Source organism: Streptomyces sp. NPDC045470, from assembly GCF_040646595.1.
Lineage (GTDB): Bacteria > Actinomycetota > Actinomycetes > Streptomycetales > Streptomycetaceae > Streptomyces.
In genome coordinates, this window is sequence record NZ_JBEZAN010000002.1 from 372477 (window position 1) to 392226 (window position 19750).

At 72.2% G+C, this 19750-nt stretch carries 19 protein-coding genes and 1 riboswitch; of the genes, 9 read left to right on the top strand and 10 right to left on the bottom strand.

The window, feature by feature from the left end; genetic code table 11:
- Window positions 1-15: 15 nt before the first annotated feature.
- The 3 genes from AB0A97_RS08055 to AB0A97_RS08065 form a co-directional block, all read right to left on the bottom strand.
- Entirely contained in the window at window positions 16-1014 is a 999-nt protein-coding gene (locus AB0A97_RS08055) for an ABC transporter permease (protein WP_361146151.1), read from the bottom strand.
- An 897-nt stretch (window positions 1015-1911) separates the two neighbouring features.
- A complete protein-coding gene (locus tag AB0A97_RS08060) occupies window positions 1912-2718 on the bottom strand; it encodes an enhanced serine sensitivity protein SseB C-terminal domain-containing protein (protein ID WP_361146153.1) in 807 nt (268 codons plus the stop codon).
- Window positions 2719-2892: 174 nt separating this feature from the next.
- Entirely contained in the window at window positions 2893-3690 is a 798-nt protein-coding gene (locus tag AB0A97_RS08065; RefSeq protein ID WP_361147331.1) for an enhanced serine sensitivity protein SseB, read from the bottom strand.
- 196 nt (window positions 3691-3886) lie between these two features.
- Between AB0A97_RS08065 and AB0A97_RS08070 the strand changes: the two genes are divergently transcribed.
- Window positions 3887-4681, top strand: coding sequence for a hypothetical protein (locus AB0A97_RS08070; protein WP_361146156.1), 795 nt, complete (start codon window positions 3887-3889; stop codon window positions 4679-4681).
- 233 nt (window positions 4682-4914) lie between these two features.
- Here AB0A97_RS08070 and AB0A97_RS08075 read toward each other — a convergent pair whose 3' ends face one another.
- A complete protein-coding gene (locus AB0A97_RS08075; protein ID WP_361146159.1) occupies window positions 4915-5589 on the bottom strand; it encodes an AAA family ATPase in 675 nt (224 codons plus the stop codon).
- Window positions 5590-5923: 334 nt separating this feature from the next.
- A riboswitch (glycine riboswitch) is annotated at window positions 5924-6019 on the top strand.
- A 141-nt stretch (window positions 6020-6160) separates the two neighbouring features.
- On the opposite strand from AB0A97_RS08075, the gene gcvT reads away from it, so the two are divergent.
- The 5 genes from gcvT (at window position 6161) to AB0A97_RS08100 (ending at window position 12480) form a co-directional block, all read left to right on the top strand.
- On the top strand, window positions 6161-7288 hold the full coding sequence (gene gcvT, locus AB0A97_RS08080) for a glycine cleavage system aminomethyltransferase GcvT (protein ID WP_361146161.1): 1128 nt from the start codon (window positions 6161-6163) through the stop codon (window positions 7286-7288).
- A gap of 88 nt (window positions 7289-7376) precedes the next feature.
- A complete protein-coding gene (gene gcvH / locus AB0A97_RS08085) occupies window positions 7377-7751 on the top strand; it encodes a glycine cleavage system protein GcvH (protein ID WP_361146164.1) in 375 nt (124 codons plus the stop codon).
- Window positions 7752-7808: 57 nt separating this feature from the next.
- Window positions 7809-9068 carry a serine hydroxymethyltransferase gene (glyA, locus tag AB0A97_RS08090; protein ID WP_361146167.1) on the top strand — a complete coding sequence of 420 codons (1260 nt, stop codon included), beginning with the start codon at window positions 7809-7811 and terminating at the stop codon, window positions 9066-9068.
- 241 nt (window positions 9069-9309) lie between these two features.
- On the top strand, window positions 9310-10974 hold the full coding sequence (locus tag AB0A97_RS08095) for an APC family permease (RefSeq protein WP_361146170.1): 1665 nt from the start codon (window positions 9310-9312) through the stop codon (window positions 10972-10974).
- Between the two features lie 123 nt (window positions 10975-11097).
- Window positions 11098-12480 (top strand): L-serine ammonia-lyase, encoded by a 1383-nt coding sequence (locus AB0A97_RS08100; protein ID WP_361146173.1) that lies wholly within the window; start codon window positions 11098-11100, stop codon window positions 12478-12480.
- A 149-nt stretch (window positions 12481-12629) separates the two neighbouring features.
- Here AB0A97_RS08100 and AB0A97_RS08105 read toward each other — a convergent pair whose 3' ends face one another.
- From AB0A97_RS08105 to AB0A97_RS08120, 4 genes are all read right to left on the bottom strand, one after another.
- On the bottom strand, window positions 12630-13640 hold the full coding sequence (locus AB0A97_RS08105; RefSeq protein WP_361146175.1) for an HNH endonuclease: 1011 nt from the start codon (window positions 13638-13640) through the stop codon (window positions 12630-12632).
- Window positions 13637-14290 carry a class I SAM-dependent methyltransferase gene (locus AB0A97_RS08110; RefSeq protein WP_361146178.1) on the bottom strand — a complete coding sequence of 218 codons (654 nt, stop codon included), beginning with the start codon at window positions 14288-14290 and terminating at the stop codon, window positions 13637-13639. The genes AB0A97_RS08105 and AB0A97_RS08110 overlap by 4 nt, the downstream gene beginning before the upstream one ends.
- Window positions 14291-14346: 56 nt before the next feature.
- On the bottom strand, window positions 14347-14610 hold the full coding sequence (locus AB0A97_RS08115; RefSeq protein ID WP_361146181.1) for a hypothetical protein: 264 nt from the start codon (window positions 14608-14610) through the stop codon (window positions 14347-14349).
- 97 nt (window positions 14611-14707) lie between these two features.
- The gene (locus AB0A97_RS08120; RefSeq protein ID WP_361146183.1) at window positions 14708-15433 is read right to left on the bottom strand and encodes a phosphatase PAP2 family protein; all 726 of its coding nucleotides are present in this window, start codon (window positions 15431-15433) and stop codon (window positions 14708-14710) included.
- 535 nt (window positions 15434-15968) lie between these two features.
- Here AB0A97_RS08120 and AB0A97_RS08125 point away from each other — a divergent pair.
- The 3 genes from AB0A97_RS08125 to AB0A97_RS08135 all read left to right on the top strand — a co-directional run bounded on the left by AB0A97_RS08125 (window position 15969) and on the right by AB0A97_RS08135 (window position 17998).
- Window positions 15969-16523, top strand: coding sequence for a GH25 family lysozyme (locus tag AB0A97_RS08125; RefSeq protein WP_361146186.1), 555 nt, complete (start codon window positions 15969-15971; stop codon window positions 16521-16523).
- Window positions 16524-16598: 75 nt separating this feature from the next.
- A complete protein-coding gene (gene nadE / locus AB0A97_RS08130; RefSeq protein ID WP_361146188.1) occupies window positions 16599-17429 on the top strand; it encodes an ammonia-dependent NAD(+) synthetase in 831 nt (276 codons plus the stop codon).
- A gap of 221 nt (window positions 17430-17650) precedes the next feature.
- Window positions 17651-17998 (top strand): hypothetical protein, encoded by a 348-nt coding sequence (locus AB0A97_RS08135; protein ID WP_125044867.1) that lies wholly within the window; start codon window positions 17651-17653, stop codon window positions 17996-17998.
- A 77-nt stretch (window positions 17999-18075) separates the two neighbouring features.
- Here the strand turns inward: AB0A97_RS08135 and AB0A97_RS08140 are convergent, their stop codons facing one another.
- Together AB0A97_RS08140 and AB0A97_RS08145 are read right to left on the bottom strand one after the other, a co-directional pair.
- A complete protein-coding gene (locus tag AB0A97_RS08140) occupies window positions 18076-18906 on the bottom strand; it encodes a cytochrome c biogenesis CcdA family protein (protein ID WP_361146191.1) in 831 nt (276 codons plus the stop codon).
- On the bottom strand, window positions 18903-19736 hold the full coding sequence (locus tag AB0A97_RS08145) for a DsbA family protein (protein ID WP_361146193.1): 834 nt from the start codon (window positions 19734-19736) through the stop codon (window positions 18903-18905). The genes AB0A97_RS08140 and AB0A97_RS08145 overlap by 4 nt, the downstream gene beginning before the upstream one ends.
- Window positions 19737-19750 lie beyond the last annotated feature (14 nt).

The following is a 19750-nucleotide window of genomic DNA, read 5'->3' on the forward strand; positions in this document are numbered from 1 at the left end:
GGCGCCCGGGCGGGGTCAGCGGCTGCGCGGGTCCAGCGCGTCCCGCAGGCCGTCGCCGAGGAGGTTGAACGCCAGCACGGTGACGAAGATCGCGATGCCCGGGACGAGCATGTACTGCGGGTCGACCTCGTAGAACTTGACCGCCTGGTTGAGCATCCCGCCCCAGGACGCCTGGGGCGGCTGGATGCCGACGCCCAGGAAGCTCAGCGCGGCCTCGAAGAGGATGTTGGAGGGGATCAGCAGCGTCGAGTAGACGATGATCGGGCCGACCAGGTTGGGCAGCAGCTCCCGGAAGAGGATGAACGGGCCGCGGGCACCCATGCCGCGCGCGGCGTCCACGAACTCCCGCTCGCGCAGCGAGAGCGTCTGGGCCCGCACGATCCGGCCCATGTACGGCCAGTTGAAGAATCCGATCACGAAGATCAGGACCGAGATGTGCAGCGGCAGCCCTTCGAGCCCGAAGGCGCCGCCCTGGAGCGAGGCCGAGATGGCGATGGCGAACAGCAGCAGCGGGAACGCCAGGAAGACGTCCATCAGCCGGCTGATCAGCGCGTCCACCCGGCCCCGGTAGAAGCCGGCCACCACGCCGAGTACGGTGCCGATGGCCACCGACAGCAGCGTCGCGCCGAACGCCACGATCAGCGAGACCCAGGAGCCCTCCAGCACCCGCGCGAGCAGGTCACGGCCGAACTTCGGGTCCACGCCGAGCGGGTGGTCCAGACTCATGCCGCCGAATTCGCCCTTGGGCAGCGTGGTGTTGGGGTCGATGAGGTCCTGGTTCGGACTGTTGGGGTCCAGACCCAGCCAGGACTGGATCGGCCGGGAGAGCGCCGCGATCACGATGAGCAGGATGACAACGATGGCACCCGCTACCGCGACCTTGTCGCGCCGGAAGCGCAGCAGGGCGATCTGGCCGAGCGAGCGTCCCTCGATCTTCTTGCTCTCGACGCCTTCCAGCACCGCTTCCGGCTGCGCTTCGGCAGCCGCCCCGGTGGTCTCGATCGGTGCGGTCACGGTGCCTTTGACCCCTCTCGGCCGGCGCCGCCGGCCCATGCGCGCCGCGGTCAGCGGCCTGGTTCACATCACTGGTGCGAGGTGGTTCTTCTGGTGCGAGTGGTGCTCTGGTGCGGGAAATGCCCTGGTGCGAATGGTGCTGCTGGTGCAACGGGGAGAGCTCTGGAACAGCTGGAGCAACTGATGCTTGTACTGCGGGCAATGCGGGTACAGGTGTTGCGAGTACAGGTGTTGCAGGTCTTGCGGATGTTGCAGGCGGAGCAGAAGTCGCGGAACGTCACGCGACGACGAGCGGTGCATCTCGTACACAGGGCCGAAACCCTCTGCTGCGGGAGTCTTCATCCGAGTTGCGATCACTCACCAGCCCTGGCCGGGAATGGATGCGTAACTGTGATGTAGCCCACGGCTCGCCGTTATGCGGACACACGCCCCGACTGAGCGGTTCGCGCGGAGCCGGTCAGGGCTCAACTTCCGGGAAGGATCGCCCAATTCGGCCCGGGGAGCGGCGGGGGGCGACGTTGGGCGGGGGCGATGTTGGGCGCGGGGCGGGTCGGCTTGGGGCGGGGCGGCGCGGGGCGGTCCGGCGCGGGCCGGTCCGGAGCGGGGCGGCGCGGGCCGGTCGGGCGCGGGGCGGTTCCCGCTCACGCCCCTTGGGTAACCCCCTGCTGGGGGGACGTGGCCGTTCGATTCGCCCTCATAGGCGCGCGATCCGTGCGCCGCGAGCCCACCGCCTCGGGGCCTGGAGCCACGGAAAGGCCGAGGCCCGCAGAAGACAGGCAGGGCCCGGGCAGCAGGCGGGGGCCGGACAGCAGGCAGAGTCCGGGCGGCAGGCGGGAGCCGGATGGCAGACAGGGCTCAGACGGGAGCCGGGCGGCAGGCGGGAGCAGGGCGGCAGGCTCAGTACGCGCGCGGGTAGCCGTACCCGTACGACGGGGCGGGGGCAGGGGCGGGCGCGGGCACCGGGCCCGCCGCGTAGGCGTCCCGGTCGAAGAACGGCCGCGCGTTGGCCCGCATCCACATACCGACCGGGTCGTACTCGTCGTTCATCGCGACCGTCGAGACGGGCAGCCCCTCCGGCACCGCGCCGATGGACTGCTGGATCATCAACCGTACCGAGTCCACGGCCGGTTGCCCCGTGTCGTACAGGTCCAAGCCGATGGCCAGGTACGGAGCGCCGAGGGCGGGCTGCACCCAGGCCCGGCGCAGGGAGCGCACCGCGGGCGTGCGGTGCGCGTTCTGCCCCAGGAGGGCGTAGAACTGGGGAATCTCGATGGCCGGTTCGGTGATCCGCAGCGGACCGGCCGGCAGCCGGTCCAGGCCGCCCGCGATGCGCCGCAGGTCCAGCCACGGAATGCCGACGCCGCCGCCGGGGGCGTGCGGGTTGAGCCACAGGCCCCAGCGGTCGGGGAAGAGGGTGGCCGCGATGTCCCGTCCGTAGACGACCTCGTGGGCACGGTTCCAGCCGCTGGCGGCGAGTTCGGGGGCGGAGGTCACGCACGGCGCGTAGCCGAGCCCGTCGACCTCCATGTTGCCGTACTGCGCATCGGGCGAACCGGCCTGGCCGTGCCAGAGCAGCATCCAGACCTGACCGGCGGCGAGCGCTTGCAGCAACGCCTCGTAGGCGTCGTACCGGCCGGGCGAGACCTGCTGCAGCATCTGCTCGACCTGCCCGGCAGCCGCTCCCTGATGCGCACCCGCGCTCACGTGGTCCGTCCCTTCCTGTCGGCAGGCACGTGGGGTACGCCTGCCGGTTGCAACAACAGCTTAGAGCCTGCGTCCGGGCCCCGGACGGATCAGCACACATGGCTTGCGGTCACGGGAAGGGGCGCCCTGGGCGTGCCGGGGCGCCGGGGGCGTGGCGACGTGGGGCCTGAACGGCTAGACGGCGTCGCGGGAGTAGAAGGGCCGGACCCGCTCCAGCATCCAGTCGGCGACCGGATCGCCCTGCGCGAGGTCCAGCATGACCAGTTGGACGGGCCAGGCCAGCGGTGCCCCGCCGAGCGCCCGCCCGAGGGCGGCGGTCACCGCGTCCCGTACGGCCGGGTCGTGCGGCGCGACGGCCGCGGCGTCCACCTGGACGCCGACGAACAGCGCGGGCGCGTCCCCCTCGATGCTGGCCAGCGCGCGCCGCGCGGTGACCACGAATCCCGCCGACGAGAACTCCAGCCCGGCCGCGGCCAGGAAGTCCACCGGCTCCTCCTGCCAGTCCGGCTCGAACAGCCTGACCCGGGCGCCGCTCGGCGCACCCGGCTGGTCCGGACGGCCGGTCCGGCACAGCTCGGCCACCGCGTCCGGCGGCAGCGGTACACCGACCGTGCCCTCCGGGTTGACGGCGATACCGAGCAGCGGGGGCAGGCCGCGCGCGAACTCGGCGGCCGGCGCGACGGCGAAGGACAGGTGCGGCCCGGCCACCCGCTGGAATTCCTGCTCGGAGCTGAAGACCGGGACGTACGCGGCCGAGCCGATCTCGACGGTGGGCAGGTCCAGGCCCGCCCGGCCCATCCCGGCGCTCTCCGGGCCGCCGCCCTTGGGCAGCGGCACCCATATCCGGCTGCGGCCGAGCACCTCGACGATGCGGGCGCCGGCCCCGGGGTGCCCCACCGAGGCGGCGAGCACCTCCTCCAGTTCGTTGGCGGGCCACTCCAGCCGCGGAATGCCCTGCTCCGGAAAGTCCATCTCCACCCACCCGCTCCGTACCGCTCGTACCGCGCTTTACCTGGTCGACGACCCTAACGCCAGCAGGCGGCCGGGGCCCTGGTGCGTCCGGGGGACCACCGAACGCGCGCGAGCGGTTGCGGACCGTACACACCCCTCTCAAGGTGGCTCCAGGGTGATCTTGCCCTGCCGTTCCTACAGAAAGGCACGTCTCCTGATGGCAACGCACCGGACCGCCTCCGCCCTCGTCTGCGCCACCACCGCCGGCGCCCTCGCCCTCGGGGCCATGGGCTCCGCGACCGCGGCGGAAGGTCCCGAGCCCCCGGTTCGCAACCACAGCATCGTCGTCGACGACATCGGCCGGCTGGCGGACGCCTCGGCCGAACTGGCCGAGAAGTCGGCCGACAGCCGCGGCCACTCCGTGGAGGTGCGGTCCGCCCGCACCCGTCTGGACACGGTCCTCCAGGACGCGCAGCGGCTGGCGGACCAGCTGAACGAGGACTCCGACCGCACGGTGACGGCCGACTCCCTCCGGCTGCGCAGGGTCTCGCAGGACCTGCGCACGCAGTTGGACGAGCTGATCGAGCGCCGGGCGCCGGTCCCCGAGGAAGACACCGACTCCGCGACCCTGACCGGCTCGGTCTCCCGGTCCGTCACCGACATCTTCAAGATCCTGGGTCTGGACAAGCTCCTCGGCGGCCTGCAGCAGCCGGCCGCCCAGCCCGCCGCCGCTCCGGCGGCCGACCGTCCGGCCCGGCCCGCCGCGGAGCCGGCGGACGGCGCGGACGCGGCGGACGACCAGTCGGCCGCCCAGCCGAAGGCGCCGATCAGCGACCCGCGGCCGGGTGACGGCGCCCAGCCGGCCGCCGACCCGCAGCCGGCCGCCGACGCGCAGCCGCCCGCCGACGCGCAGCGTCAGCAGCCCGCCGAGGCGCAGCAGCAGGGCGTCCCCTCGCTGGTCAACTCGGTGCTCTCGCTGCCGACCGTGCTGCTCAAGGCCCTGGGCCTCTAGATCGGCCCGGCGCCGAGCGTCCGGAGGAGGCGCAGATGCGGGAGATATGCCTGGACTAGGACCGGTCGTGACGGGCCGTACGGAAGGTTCCGTACGGCCCGTCAGGTGTCCGGCACTCCGGGCCGGAACGACGGGTACGGACGCCCGCCCCTTGGGAGGCGGGCCTCACTCGTTCCCGATGGCGGCCCCGCTCGTGCCCGACGGCGCCCCTCGCGGGTACCCGTCGGCGACCCTCACTCGAAGGCGATCTGCCGCAGTGCGCCCGCCGCCGGCCGGTCCAGCAGGACGGCCGAGGTGAAGCCCGCGGGGAGCCGGGCCGCCCGGGCGCGGGCGGCCAGCCGCCGTACCGCGCGCCGGTGCCGGGCGAAGGCGTACCCGGAAACTCCGCGTCCGCGCGAGCGCTGTCCGGACAGCGCGACCTCCGGCGGTACGTCCAGCAGCACCAGGTGCAGGCCACGCCCGCCGCGCCGGGCCTCGCGCGCGAGCCAGCGGCGTACCCACGTCAGCGTGCCGCAGTCGTGCACCACCACACTGCCGCCGGATCGCAGCGCCCGCCGCAGCCCCAGGTAGTGGGAGGCCCTGACCAGCGGCCGGTAGAGCGCGTACGGAATCCGGCGCAGCCTGCCGCGCTCCCAGCGTTCCCGTACGTCCTGCGAGTCGATGCGGTGCACGGTGGCGCCGCGCGCGTCGAGGGCGGGCACCACCCGGATCATGAGCGTGCTCTTGCCGCTGCCCGGCAGGCCGGAGACCACCACCACGTCGCCCGCCGCGAAGTGCAGCTCGGCCGCCTCGCGCGGGGTGCCGCGGTCCCTGAGGTCGACGACGTCCACCGCCGGCGCGTCCGGCGCCGCGGCACGCGCCCGGCCGGGGCGCACCACCCCGAGCGGCAGCCGCCGGGGCCCCGGCACGGCGGCCGGAACCGGCTCCGGGACACAGCCCGGGGGCGCGCCTCCCGGACTTGTCGCGAGTGCGGCCTGCCTGTGCACCGTGATCGCCCCTCCCGGTCCGGTGATTCCGTCCCCTTACCCGCAGAGTGTCAAGAAAAGGTAATGCGCTTCAAGGGAATCCCACGATCCGTACAGTCCCAGGACACTGTCGTGACACCCCTGCGAACACCGGTACGACCAGGGCTCCTGTATCCGGCGATCCCGTGCGATGATGTGCGCGCCAAGTGCCGGACGGCGCACCACCGTGCGCGTCCTGGTACGGGTGCCACGCTCAGCCAACTCCATACCGGCCGCTTGAATCCGCGCGGGAGAGTCCCCGGCCGTCACGGCGGGGCGCCGAAGGAGCAAGTCCTCCCTTGAATCTCTCAGGCCCCGATACCGCGCGGGCGAGGCAGATCTGAAAAGCGGGCCGCCGTGGTGTGGCTCCACCCAAGGTGCAAGCCGGGACCGGTCACGGCCTTCCGGTGAACCTCTCAGGTTCCGATGACAGATGGGGAGACCGTCTTGTCACCCATGCCCGGGAGCCACCACCATGACCGAAGCCCCCCGCCGCACCGCGCTGGACGCGACGCATCGCGCCCTCGGCGCGACCATGACCGACTTCGCCGGATGGGACATGCCGCTGCGTTACGGCAGCGAGCGTGACGAGCACGTCGCCGTCCGTACCCGCGCCGGCCTGTTCGACCTCTCGCACATGGGCGAGATCACCGTCACCGGCTCCGGCGCCGCCGACCTGCTGGACTACGCGCTGGTCGGCAACATCGGCGGCGTCGCCGTCGGCCGCGCCCGCTACACCATGATCTGTGACGCCGAGGGCGGCATCCTGGACGACCTGATCGTCTACCGCCTCGGCGGGACGGAGTACATGGTCGTCGCCAACGCCTCCAACGCGCAGGTCGTGCTGGACGCGCTCACCGAGCGGTCGAGCGGCTTCGCGGCCGAGGTGCGCGACGACCGGGACGCATACGCGCTGCTCGCCGTGCAGGGACCGGAGTCCCCCGGCATCCTCAAGGGTCTCACCGACGCCGACCTGGACGGGCTGAAGTACTACGCCGGGCTGCCCGGTACCGTCGCCGGAGTCCCGGCGCTGATCGCCCGTACGGGATACACCGGTGAGGACGGTTTCGAGCTGTTCGTCCGCCCCTCGGACGCGGTGGCCCTCTGGGAGGCGCTGACCGAGGCCGGCCAGGACGCGGGCCTGGTCCCCTGCGGCCTGTCCTGCCGGGACACGCTGCGCCTGGAGGCGGGCATGCCGCTGTACGGGCACGAGCTGACCACCGGCACCACCCCGTTCGACGCGGGTCTGGGCCGGGTCGTGAAGTTCGAGAAGACGACGAACGGCGGCGACTTCGTGGGCCGCGCCGCCCTGGAGGCGGCCCGGGACCGCGCCGAGGCCAACCCGCCGCGCAAGCTGGTCGGCCTGATCGCCGAGGGCCGCCGTGTCCCGCGCGCCGGATACCCGGTCGTGGACGCCGACGGCGCCGTCATCGGCGAGGTCACCTCCGGCGCCCCCTCGCCCACCCTCGGCAAGCCCGTCGCCATGGCGTACGTGGACGCCGCGCACGCCGCGCCCGGCACCGCCGGTGTGGCGGTGGACATCCGTGGCACCCATGAGCCGTACGAGGTCGTGGTTCTGCCGTTCTACAAGCGCCGGAAGTGACGCCCGCGGCCCCGCCCCGGACGCACTCCCGTCTCACCTGTCAAGACCCCTGCACCGAGCACGCCACCGTATCCAGGAGAATCAAGACATGAACAACCCCCAGCAGCTGCGCTACAGCAAGGAGCACGAGTGGCTGTCGGCCGCCGAGGAGGGCGTCTCGACGATCGGCATCACCGAGCACGCCGCCAACGCGCTCGGCGACGTCGTCTTCGTGCAGCTCCCCGCGGTCGGTGACACGGTCACCGCGGGCGAGACCTGCGGTGAGCTGGAGTCGACCAAGTCCGTCAGCGATCTCTACTCCCCCGTCGACGGCGAGGTCACGGAGATCAACGAGGACGTGGTGAGCGACCCCTCGCTGGTGAACACCGCCCCGTTCGAGGGCGGCTGGCTGTTCAAGGTGAAGGTCAGCGGCGAGCCGGACGACCTGCTCTCGGCCGACGAGTACACCGCCTTCACCGGCTGAGCCCGCCCACCCGCCGCCTGGCGGGGCCCCGTGCCCCGCGTACCCCCAGGAAGAGTCATGTCGCTTCTGAACAGCTCACTCCACGAGCTCGACCCCGACGTCGCCGCCGCCGTCGACGCCGAGCTCCACCGTCAGCAGTCCACCCTCGAAATGATCGCGTCGGAGAACTTCGCCCCGGCCGCCGTCATGGAGGCCCAGGGCTCGGTCCTCACCAACAAGTACGCCGAGGGCTACCCGGGCCGCCGCTACTACGGCGGCTGCGAGCACGTCGACGTGGTCGAGCGGATCGCCATCGACCGCATCAAGGCGCTGTTCGGGGCCGAGGCCGCGAACGTGCAGCCGCACTCCGGCGCGCAGGCCAACGCGGCCGCGATGTTCGCGCTGCTCAAGCCGGGCGACACGATCATGGGCCTGAACCTCGCGCACGGCGGGCACCTGACCCACGGCATGAAGATCAACTTCTCCGGCAAGCTCTACAACGTGGTGCCCTACCACGTCGACGAGGAGTCCGGTCAGGTCGACATGGGCGAGGTCGAGCGCCTGGCCAAGGAGACCCGTCCGCAGCTCATCGTGGCCGGCTGGTCCGCGTACCCGCGCCAGCTGGACTTCGCGGCCTTCCGCCGGATCGCCGACGAGGTCGGCGCGTACCTGATGGTCGACATGGCGCACTTCGCCGGGCTGGTGGCGGCCGGGCTGCACCCCAACCCGGTGCCGCACGCCCACGTCGTGACCACCACCACGCACAAGACCCTCGGCGGTCCGCGCGGCGGTGTGATCCTGTCCACCCAGGAACTCGCCAAGAAGATCAACTCGGCGGTCTTCCCGGGCCAGCAGGGCGGCCCGCTGGAGCACGTCATCGCGGCGAAGGCGGTGTCCTTCAAGGTCGCGGCGAGCGAGGAGTTCAAGGAGCGCCAGCAGCGCACCCTGGACGGCGCGCGCATCCTCGCCGAGCGTCTGACGCAGTCCGACATCACCGAGCACGGCGTCTCCGTCCTGTCCGGCGGCACCGACGTGCACCTGGTCCTGGTGGACCTGCGCAACAGTGAGCTGGACGGCCAGCAGGCCGAGGACCGCCTCCACGAGGTCGGCATCACGGTCAACCGCAACGCCGTGCCGAACGACCCGCGCCCCCCGATGGTCACCTCGGGCCTGCGGATCGGCACCCCGGCGCTGGCCACCCGCGGCTTCCAGGCGGAGGACTTCCGCGAGGTCGCCGACATCATCGCCGAGGCGCTCAAGCCGTCGTACGACGCCGAGGCGCTGAAGGCCCGGGTGACCACCCTGGCCGGGAAGCACCCGCTGTACCCGTCGCTGTGATCCGCGCCACGCGGCCCGCGGCCGCGCGGTGTGCCGTGTGACGCGTTTCATGAAGTGCGCCCCGGAAGGTGCCGCCGCGGCGGTGCCCCCGGGGTGAACAGGCCGTGCGCCCGGGGTCGTTGACCTCGGGCGCGCGGCTTTTCCGTCCGCCTTACGGTGATTTTCCGCCCCATAGGCTGAGAACCGACCCCTCAACGACGCGGGGTCCTTCGCACCACAGCAGGACGGAACACGTACGGCAATGGACATGAGCGCGGGCAACCGCAAGGGGATCGGCCTCTTCGCCCTGACCATGATCGGCATCGGTTCGATCTTCGGCTCCGGCTGGCTCTTCGGCGCCGGTTCCGCCGCGCAGGTCGCGGGGCCCGCGGCGCTGGTCGCCTGGGTCATCGGCGCCGTCTTCATCGGCATGATCGCGATGTCCTACGCCGAGGTCGGGGCCGCGTACCCGATCCCCGGCGGCATGGCCCGCTACGGCCACCTCTCGCACGGCCCCGTGCTCGGCTTCCTGACCGGCTGGGCGGTGTGGATCGCGGTCGCCTCGCTGATCCCGATCGAGTCCATCGCGGCCACCCAGTACATGTCCTCCTGGGGCTTCGGCTGGGCCCGGGGCCTCGTCGACCCGGCCACCAACCACCTCACCCTCGCCGGGAGCGGCGTCGCGCTGCTGCTGACCTTCGCGCTGTGGCTGACCTGCTACTGGTCGGTCCAACTGCTGGCCCGCGCCAACACGGTCCTGACGCTGGTCAAGTTCGCGATCCCGGTGCTGGCCGTGGCCGCGCTGATCGCCTCCGGCTTCCACACCTCGAACTTCACCGCGCACGGCGGCTTCGCCCCGTACGGCTGGCCGGCCGTGCTCACCGCCGTGACCACCTGCGGCGTGGTCTTCGCCTTCAACGGCTTCCAGGCCGTGGTCAACCTCGGCGGCGCCGCCGAGAACCCCGGCCGGGCCATCCCGGTCGCGCTGGTCGGCGCGCTCTCGCTGGGTCTGGTGATCTACCTGGCCCTGCAGGCCGCTTTCCTCGGCGCCGTACCGCCGGAGCAGCTGGCACAGGCCGGCGGCTGGCACGGGGTGAACTTCAACTCGCCCTTCGCCGACCTGGCCAAGATCCTGATGCTGCACTGGGTCGTCACGATGCTCCAGTTCGGTGCCTTCATCTCGCCGGCCGGCTCCAACATCGCCAACGTCGCGTCCGCCGCGTACATGGTCCAGAACCTCGCCGAGACCGGCTTCTTCCCCCGGAAACTGGCCGCCGTCCACCCCCGGTACGGAACCGCCCGGCCCGCGATGTGGCTCAACCTCGGCTTCTCGGTCCTGCTGCTGATCACCGTCGGCCGGAGCTGGAACGCGCTGGCCAGTGTGGTCTCGGCCGCCATGGTCATCTCGTACCTCATCGGGCCGATCGCGGTCGGCGTCTTCCGGCAGACCAGGCCGGACCTGCCGCGCCCGTTCCGGCTGCCCGCCGCGAAGGTGCTGTGCCCCGTCACCTTCGCCTTCGCGGCGTGCGCGCTGTACTGGTCGAAGTGGCCGGACACCGGCAAGGTCGCGCTGCTGACGCTCGTCGCCGCGCCGGTCGCCGCGGTGGTGCTGCGGCGGCGCGGCGGGACGAAGCTGCGCAGGCAGTTCGCGCCCGCCTGGTGGCTGGTCGGCTTCCTCGCCTGGATGTCCGCGGTGTCCGCGCTCGGCAGCCCGGACTTCGGCGGCCACGGCGTCATCCCCGGCGGCCTGGACATCGCCCTGGTCGCGCTCTCCGCCGTCGCCTTCTACTTCTGGGCCGTACGCGCCGGGGTCCGTGCCCACGAGACCGGTCTGACCGGCACCGACCCCGCCCTCGACACCGGCAGCGACTCCCCTGCGTCTTCTGCCGTTGCGCCGGAGGACAACCGTCCGATGGCCTCCGTCTGAGAGTCTGTGCGCCGTCCGGGTTAGGCTCGACAGTCGGCGCAGAAACGTACCTCCCGTTTCGTCCGCCCCTTCAGCCCGATTTGCTCCACCGTCCACCACGAGCAGACAAGGGAGTCCGCCACCGTGGCCATCTCCGTCTTCGACCTCTTCTCCATCGGCATCGGCCCGTCCAGCTCCCACACCGTCGGCCCGATGCGCGCCGCCCGGATGTTCGTCGGGCGGCTCAAGAAGGACGGGCTGCTCGCCCAGACGACGGCGGTACGGGCCGAACTCTTCGGCTCCCTCGGCGCCACCGGCCACGGCCACGGCACCCCCAAGGCCGTCCTGCTCGGCCTGGAGGGCCACTCCCCCCGCACCGTGGACGTCGAGACCGCCGACGACGAGGTCGAGCGGATCCGCAAGAGCGGGCGGCTGCGGCTGCTCGGCGCGGAGATAGGCAGCGACCACGAGATCGCCTTCGACGAGTCGACCGAGCTGATCCTGCACCGCCGCCGCTCCCTGCCGTACCACGCCAACGGCATGACCCTCTTCGCCTACGACGCGGGCGGCGCGCCCCTGCTGGAGAAGACCTACTACTCCGTCGGCGGCGGCTTCGTCGTCGACGAGGACGCGGTCGGCGAGGACCGCATCAAGCTCGACGACACGGTCCTGAAGTACCCCTTCCGCACCGGCGACGAGCTGCTGCGCCTCTCCCGCGAGACCGGCCTGTCCATCTCCGCCCTCATGCTGGAGAACGAGAAGGCCTGGCGTACGGAGGACGAGATCCGCGCCGGGCTGCTGGAGATCTGGCAGGTCATGCAGTCGTGCGTGTCCCGCGGCACGTCCCGCGAGGGCATCCTGCCCGGCGGCCTGAAGGTACGCCGCCGCGCCGCCAACGGCGCCCGCGCGCTGCGCGCCGAGGGCAACGCCGAGGCTCACGCGATGGAGTGGACCACCCTCTACGCGATGGCCGTCAACGAGGAGAACGCGGCCGGCGGCCGGGTCGTCACCGCCCCCACCAACGGCGCGGCCGGCATCATCCCCGCCGTCCTGCACTACTACGTCAACTTCGTGCCCGGCGCCGACGAGGAGGGCGTCGTCCGCTTCCTGCTCGCCGCCTCCGCCATCGGCATGCTCTTCAAGGAGAACGCCTCCATCTCCGGCGCCGAGGTCGGCTGCCAGGGCGAGGTCGGCTCGGCCTGCTCGATGGCGGCCGGCGGCCTCGCCGAGGTCCTCGGCGGCACCCCCGAGCAGGTCGAGAACGCGGCCGAGATCGGCATGGAACACAACCTCGGCCTGACCTGCGACCCGGTCGGCGGCCTCGTCCAGATCCCGTGCATCGAACGCAACGGCATGGCCGCCGTCAAGGCCGTCACCGCCGCCCGCATGGCCCTGCGCGGCGACGGCCGCCACCACGTCTCCCTCGACAAGGTCATCAAGACCATGAAGGACACCGGCGCCGACATGAGCGTCAAGTACAAGGAGACGGCCCGGGGCGGGCTGGCGGTCAACATCATCGAGTGCTGAGGGCTCTTCGGGGCCGGATCGCCGGCTGACGGGGCGTGTCTCCGCGCCCAGGGCCGGTGGGTGAGGGCTCGGGGGTGCGCCGCAGGGAACCCTCCGCGCGTCCCCGCACCCCGGCCGGTGGGCGGCTTTCCCTTCCTCGGTCCGACGGCCTAGGCACACACCTTGCCGACCTCTTGCAGGAACGCGGTCCAGTTCGGTATTCGGCGGCCGGGGATCGCGTGCTGCAGGGTGCGGCGGAGGGTGGTGTGGAGGGGCCACGGGGAGCGCATGATCGCTTCGTTGCGGCGGGCCAGGCGGGTCAGTTCGGCGGGCTTCGGCAGGCGGTCGCTCTTCTCCCCGTTGCACTTCGCGTGGGCCACCGCGAGGTTCCACAGGCTGTCCAGGTCGGGGCCGCGCCAGCCGCCGACGCTGGCGAAGCGGCGCATCAGGGCGTGCGGGAAGACGTGGTCCACGGCGGTCCGCGTGCCGGGGTCCAGCGGCTCGTCGCAGATGTGGCAGCGCCCGTGCTGGAACCCGGCCACGGCCTCGGCCACGCCGGTGACCGAGCGGCGCCGGTACCGGTCCGTGACGTGCAGGGTGTCCAGGTCGACGTGGATGCCCTCCTCGATCAGGCTGCGGCCTACGCCGGTCGCGAAGCAGTTCTCCACGATGCTCCAGCGAGCGTCCAGCTCCGCGCGGAGCCCGTCCCGCTCGTACGAGCGCGCCACCTGGCCGAGGGCCGGGCTGAGCCGCACCGTGCGGTGACGCCCGCGGCCGGCGAGGTCGTAGAAGCGGTGCGGCACCTCGCCGCCACCGTGGTTGTGGAACTTCAGCATGACCATCCCCGGTATCGACCGCTCCGCGGCGTCCAGCAGTCGGTCGGTGGGGCGGCCGAGCCGACGGGACTCCGCGCTTTCCTGCGCCGTCACGGTCAGGAAGTCCGTCGCGCCGAGCGCCTCCGCGCTCCCCGGAGCCTGGGGAGCTTGGCGTTCGAGGAACGCCATCGCGTACGAGGCGGCCAGGTCGCGCAGCGGGATGTCCGTGTGGCCCTGGGCCGCGTGATGGAGCAGGGCGTCGCCGAGGGCGAACTTGTAGGTACGGGCGTTGCGGCCCATCAGGATGGACATCCGCCACGATGCGCGGGCGGACGGTTCGGCGGCGTAGAAGTCGTCCTGGGTCATGCCCGCTCCTTCTCGAAGGCCAGGGACGACCAGTGGACGGCGTCGCGGCCGAGGTGGTCCGTGCCGGTGGTCTTCCGGAGGGGGCGCAGGCCGTGGTGGGTGGCCAGGGTGACGGTTTCGGGGGCGGGGATGTTGTACATCCTGCGGCCGGCGGGCGGGGGGCCGTGGCGTAGGGAGATGAGCAGGCGGCCGCCCGGGGCGAGGAGGGTGTGCAGGCGGCGCATCGCGGCCGGGCGGTCCGGCTCTTCCAGGTGCATCCATACGGCGGAGAGGAGGACGAGGTCGAAACTCCCGGCCTCTCCCTCCAGCCGGGCCAGGTCCGGCAGGGAGTCCGCGAGCCAGTGGATCGATGGCGAAGGATGCAGACGGCGGGCGACGCGGCGCAGTTCCGGTACGGGCTCGACAGCGAGAACTTCGTGGCCGAGGGTGGCCAGGGCGGCGGCGTCCCGGCCGGTGCCCGCGCCGATGTCGGCCACGCGGGCGGGGGCCGTGGGCAGCAGGGGCAGGAAGTCCCGGTGCACCGTCTCGAAGCGGACGCTCTCGTACCGCTCGGCCAGTGCTTCGGCCGCCTGCGCGTAGTACGGCTGGACGCCCGGCGCCGGCTGCCGTGCGGTGCCGGTCCCGGCGTCCGCTTCCCCGTTCGTCGTCATGCCCGCAGACTACGGCCCGGCACTGACAATGCCTGCCGACCTGCACGTTCGATGCCTTACCCGCCTATCTCCCAGGCGAACGATGGCAGTTCGCGGGACCTGAGGCAGATCTCCATGGCGCTGCCCGCCGGGATGAACGGGCGGACGCGGGCGCCCTCCAGGCCGGCCAGGGCCCGGGCGCAGTGGTGGACGCAGCCCGCGATCTCCCGGTCGGTGGGGTGGATGATCGTGGCCGCGTCGTGCGGTTCTTCGCACGGGGTCGGGTCCGGCGGCGGGGCGGCGGGGCAGCGTGGTGGTGTGCGGTCGGGTCGGTTGTCCATGGAGGGGCTCGCCCTGGGTCGGCGGTGCGTTCGGGGCCACGGGGTGTTGCTCGGCTCCGTGCCGTTCCATGCCGTCCTTGGTGAACATCTGGGCTGGTCATGAACAGTTCGGGGGCTGTGGGGCGGTGGTGGGGGTGCGCGGGGAGGCAGGGGCGCGTGGGACCGGCAGGCGGCCTGTTCGTACGAGGTGGAGGGTGAGGGAGAGCCAGGCGGCGGCGAACAGCCAGCCCGCGAGCACGTCACCGGGCCAGTGGACGCCCAGGTAGACGCGTGTGGCGCCGACCGACGCCGCCCAGATGCCGAGGAGTGTGAGGGTCAGGCGGCGGGCGGGTGTCCGGTGGAGGCGGGTCAGCACCGCCCACGCGAGGATGCCGGCCACCAGGAGGGAGGTCGTGGAGTGCCCGGAGGGGAAGGAGTGGCCGGTGGCGCGGGCGGTCCAGTCGGCCTCGGAGGGGCGTGGGCGGGTGATCAGTTCCATCAGGCCGTACCGGACCGCTTGGCCGAGGAGGAGGACGGCGAGGGCGGTGGCGGCCGTGTGCAGGCGCTCGCGCGGGGTCCGGCCGGCGAGCGCGCCCGACAGGAGGGCCAGCGCGTACGGGACGGGGCCGGAGCCGGTGGCCGTGATCACGAGGGCGGCCGCGGCCGCCGCGTCCGTCCGGTGGGCCACGGCCCAGGCGTGCGCCGCCCGTTCCGGACCGAGCGGGGCCCAGCCGTGCGCGGCGAGCAGCGCGGCGGTGACGGTGAGGAGCAGGGCGCACAGGGCGGCGGCACGGAGCGTGCCGGGGACGCGCGGCCGTCGCGGGCGGGTTTCGGACGGCGTCACCGGGCCTCCACCCGGGGCAGGAGGAGCGCGGTGGTGGGCCGGAACGGGAGAGGGTGGACGAGGCGGGCGCCGTCGGGGCGTCGTGCGGCGTGCGTCATCCGGTAAGTCTGCCAAGGTCAGAGATGGTTCGTGCCGGACGGATGTGCCAGGGGCAACTGCTGGAGCGAGGGTACGGGCCTCGCGCGGGGCGTTCCGGCTCGTTGCGCCGCGCACGCCGGCGGGCGGCCGAAACACGCGGGCGCCCGGTCTGGCCGAACTCCGGCGGTTCTCTGGCCGACACGCGCCCCCTCGGTGGCCGGACCGCGCGCTCCCTTCCGGGAACCGGGGTCCGTACCCCTACGTATCGCTACCGGAACGGTAGTCGATCATCGCCGGTCGAAGAACGTCAACTGCGGCCGTACGCCCGCCAACAACGCGTTGATCAGCGGAAGTTCGCCGCCAGACTCTGGCGCGAGATGCCGTGGACATGTTGAACTGCTGATAACACCACGTGACGCATCGTAATCGATCGTTTTCGGTCGGCAGGAGGCCGCACATGCTGCATGGCGTCGACGTCAGCTCCCACAACCCCTCGTACTCGGCGACCGGACTGGACTTCGTCGTCGTCAAGGCGACAGAGGGCCGCTCGTACATCAATCCGCACCAGGGCGCACAGGCCGCCAAGGCCCGCAAGGCGGGCTGCGTGGTGGGCTTCTACCACTTCCTGTGGCCGGGCAACATCGCGGCGCAGGCGAAGTACTTCGTCGAGAAGTGCGCGTCCGTGGAGGGCGACCTGCTGGCGGCGGACTGGGAGCGCACCGGCGGCGGCACGTACGCGAGCAACGCCCAGAAGGACCAGTTCCTGAAGGAGGTCAAGCGGCTGCGGCCCACGCACCGGGTGATCCTGTACTGCAACCGCGACTTCTGGCTGAACCACGACACGACCTCGTACGCCGGCGACGGCCTGTGGATCGCCGACTACGTCTCGGCCGGGCACCCCCGCATCAAGGCGCCGTGGCGCTTCCACCAGTACACGGACCGGCCGCTGGACAAGGACGTGGCCGACTTCCCGGACAGGGCCGCCCTGAAGGAATGGGCCTCTCCGTCATAGAGTCTGAGGAGTCCTGTCCGTACCAGCACCACGCACCCTGCGTACCGCGCTGGCCCCTCGTCCGAAGGAGCAGCCGTGACCGACCCGGCGTCCACGTCCCAGCAGCAGGAGATCGCCCGGGATCTCCAGGTGTCCGCGTCGTTCGACGTCCAGGCGGAGATCGAACGCCGCGTGGCCTTCCTCACGGAACGGCTGACGACCACGGGCCTGCGCGCGCTCGTCCTGGGCATCAGCGGCGGCGTGGACTCCACCGCGGCCGGCCGGCTGTGCCAGTTGGCGGTGGAGCGGGCCCGTGACGCGGGGCACGACGCGACGTTCTACGCGATGCGGCTGCCGTACGGGGTCCAGGCCGACGAGCACGATGCGCAGCTCGCGCTGGACTTCATCAAGCCCGACCGGGTGCTGACCGTGGACATCCGCCCGGCGAGCGACGCCATGCTGGAGGCGACGCTCGCCGGTGAGGTCACCTTCCGGGACGAGCGGCACCAGGACTTCGTCCAGGGCAACGTCAAGGCCCGGCAGCGGATGATCGCGCAGTACGCGGTCGCGGGCGCCCAGGACGGCCTGGTCGTGGGCACCGACCACGCGGCCGAGGCGGTCTCCGGCTTCTTCACCAAGTACGGCGACGGCGCGGCGGACGTGGTGCCGCTCACCGGCCTCACCAAGCGCCGGGTCCGGGCGGTCGCCGACGCGCTGGGCGCCCCGGCCGAGCTGGTCCGCAAGGTGCCGACCGCCGACCTGGAGACGCTGGACCCGGGCAAGCCGGACGAGGACGCCCTCGGTGTCACGTACAACGACATCGACGACTTCCTGGAGGGCAAGCCGGTCGGCGAGCAGGCGTACGAGGCGATCGTGCGCCGCTACCACGCCACGGCCCACAAGCGGGAGCTGCCGACGGCTCCCTGAGCGGTCGCGGCGGGCGGGGGCGCGGAGGCCGGGACCGGCTTCCGCGCCCGCACCGTCCCGCCCGGCCCCGCCGCACGTCGTCCGCCTGTCATGCTGCGGACAGGGGAAGAACACCCGCGAGGTGCTCGATCGTCGCCGACGGCGGGCATGGACGGTGCATGCGAAGCCGTGAAACGCGCTCGGAAGATCGACTGTCAGTGGGGGCCTCTACGCTCCGGAGCATGGGTTACGCAGACCTGCGCGAACTCCAGACCGCGCTGACGACCGCATCCGACATCGCCTCCTCCCTCCAGGCGGCGCCCACCCGGCGGGACGCCGACCAGCTCGTCGACGTCCTGCGGCAGGCGCTGACCGCCGCCAGCTCGCTGAGCACACTGACCGGCCCGACCGGCTGCGCCATACATCCGCACGGCGCGGTCGATCCGCTGTACGGCGACCCCGACGACCCGCTGCCCCCGGGTTACGGCAAGTGCCTGCTGTGCAACGACCGCCGTCGCCGTGCGGACGCCGGCCCCCACCAGCCGTACCACTGGGACCGGCAGGACCACTCTTTGCGCCGCAGCGCCTAGACGCGTCCGCACGCCTGCCGGGCGGCCGGCAGGCGTGCGGAGGGGGAACGGACGTGGCGGGCGTGCGGCCGGGCCGTTCAGTCCTGCCGCTTCTTCTCAGGGCGCAGTGCGATACGTCCCAGTACGGCCGCGACGACGAGTGCCACCAGGGCGACGAGGACGTAGTCCGGTACGGCGTTGCCGATCCGGGTGGCCCACTCCTCGACGTGCACCTCCGTGTCCGCGTCCAGGATGCCGGGCAGGGCGCTGGTGCCGTTGAAGGTGAGGAACAGGACACCGATGCCGATGAAGAACAGCCCGGACACCAGGGAGGTGGTGTGCAGCCGCAGCTTTCCGACGCCGAACTCCCGGCCGCGCAGCCAGCCCCGGCTGCCCAGCGAGAACCGGTCCCAGAGCAGGGCGAGCACGAACAGCGGCAGGGCCATGCCGAGCGCGTACACGGCGAGCATGGACGCGCCGTAGACCGGCGACCCGCTGACCGCCGTGACCATCAGCACCGCGCCCAGGATCGGCCCGGCGCAGAAGCCCGCGAGGCCGTAGACGCAGCCCAGCAGGAACGTGGACACCGCCGAGCGCGGCGTGATCCGGGCCGCCGCCTGCTGGGCCCGCTTGAAGGCGAAGCCGAGGCCGAGGATCTGGGCGGCGCCCATCGCGATCACCACCCAGCCGCCGATGGCGACGAGCAGGTCCCGGTGGCCGTTGAAAAGCTGGCTGGTGGCCGTGCTGGCCGCGCCGAGCGGGACCAGGGTGGTGGCGAGGCCCAGGTAGAAGACACCGGTACGGGCCAGCAGTCGGCCGGGGTGGGACAGCGAGTAGGCGAAGAAGGCGGGCAGCAGCAGGGCGCTGCACGGGCTGAGCAGGGCGAGGGCGCCGCCGAGGAAGGCGGCGAGGTAGCCGATGTCCGTCACTTCGCCGGCTCCTCCGCCTTGCCGGAACCCTCACCCTTCGCCGCGCCGTCGGCCTTCCCGGCCTTTCCGGCCTTCTTCGCCTGCTCGGCGGCCTGGCGGACCGTCTGCTCGAAGACGTCGGTGGGCTGGGCCCCCGCGATGGGCCGGCCGTTGACGAGGAAGGACGGCGTGGACTGGACGCCGATCCCGTAGCCCTCGTTCTGGTCCTTCTTCAGGGCGGCCGCGGCGGCGGCGCCGTTCAGGTCGCTGCGGAACCGGTCGAGGTCGGCCACGCCGCTCTTGCGGGCCATCTCGACGAGCTTGTCCTCGGCCAGGGCGCTGCCCTTGTTGGTCTTGGCGTACAGCTCGTCGTGCATCTGCCAGAACTTGCCCTGCTGTCCGGCGGCCCACGAGGCGCGGGCGGCCCGCTCGGAGTCGGCGCCGTAGATGGTGAAGTTGCGGAACTCGATGCGCAGGGTGCCGTCGTCCACGAACTTCTTGATCAGTTCGGGCTGGGTCTCCCGGGTGAAGCGCCCGCAGAACGAGCACTGGTAGTCCGCGTACTCGACGAGGACGACCGGGGCGTCCTTCTTGCCGACGGCGAGCGGGTCGCCGTCCGTGCGCCGGCTGGTCTGCTGTGCGAGCTGGTCGTACAGCCGCTGCTGGCCGTCGTCCTCCTGGGGAGAGACGGAGGCGGCGGCGCGGGGGGTGTTCGTGCCGCTGTCGGAGTCGCCTTCGACGGCCTTGCCGACGGCGATGCCGATGGCGACGAGTGCCACCACCAGGGCGACGACGGCGCCGATCGCGGCGATCTTGCGGGTGGGTGAAGCGGATGACGAGGAAGTGGGCATGGGAATGCTCCAGA

Coding starts and splice junctions, on each gene's coding strand:
- AB0A97_RS08145 (WP_361146193.1), bottom strand. CDS start 19,736: ATGCCCACTTCCTCGTCATCCGCTTCACCCACCCGCAAGATCGCCGCG.
- AB0A97_RS08125 (WP_361146186.1), top strand. CDS start 15,969: ATGCTGCATGGCGTCGACGTCAGCTCCCACAACCCCTCGTACTCGGCG.
- AB0A97_RS08115 (WP_361146181.1), bottom strand. CDS start 14,610: ATGGACAACCGACCCGACCGCACACCACCACGCTGCCCCGCCGCCCCG.
- AB0A97_RS08070 (WP_361146156.1), top strand. CDS start 3,887: ATGGCAACGCACCGGACCGCCTCCGCCCTCGTCTGCGCCACCACCGCC.
- gcvT (WP_361146161.1), top strand. CDS start 6,161: ATGACCGAAGCCCCCCGCCGCACCGCGCTGGACGCGACGCATCGCGCC.
- glyA (WP_361146167.1), top strand. CDS start 7,809: ATGTCGCTTCTGAACAGCTCACTCCACGAGCTCGACCCCGACGTCGCC.
- AB0A97_RS08135 (WP_125044867.1), top strand. CDS start 17,651: ATGGGTTACGCAGACCTGCGCGAACTCCAGACCGCGCTGACGACCGCA.
- AB0A97_RS08065 (WP_361147331.1), bottom strand. CDS start 3,690: ATGGACTTTCCGGAGCAGGGCATTCCGCGGCTGGAGTGGCCCGCCAAC.
- AB0A97_RS08095 (WP_361146170.1), top strand. CDS start 9,310: ATGGACATGAGCGCGGGCAACCGCAAGGGGATCGGCCTCTTCGCCCTG.
- gcvH (WP_361146164.1), top strand. CDS start 7,377: ATGAACAACCCCCAGCAGCTGCGCTACAGCAAGGAGCACGAGTGGCTG.
- AB0A97_RS08105 (WP_361146175.1), bottom strand. CDS start 13,640: ATGACCCAGGACGACTTCTACGCCGCCGAACCGTCCGCCCGCGCATCG.
- AB0A97_RS08110 (WP_361146178.1), bottom strand. CDS start 14,290: ATGACGACGAACGGGGAAGCGGACGCCGGGACCGGCACCGCACGGCAG.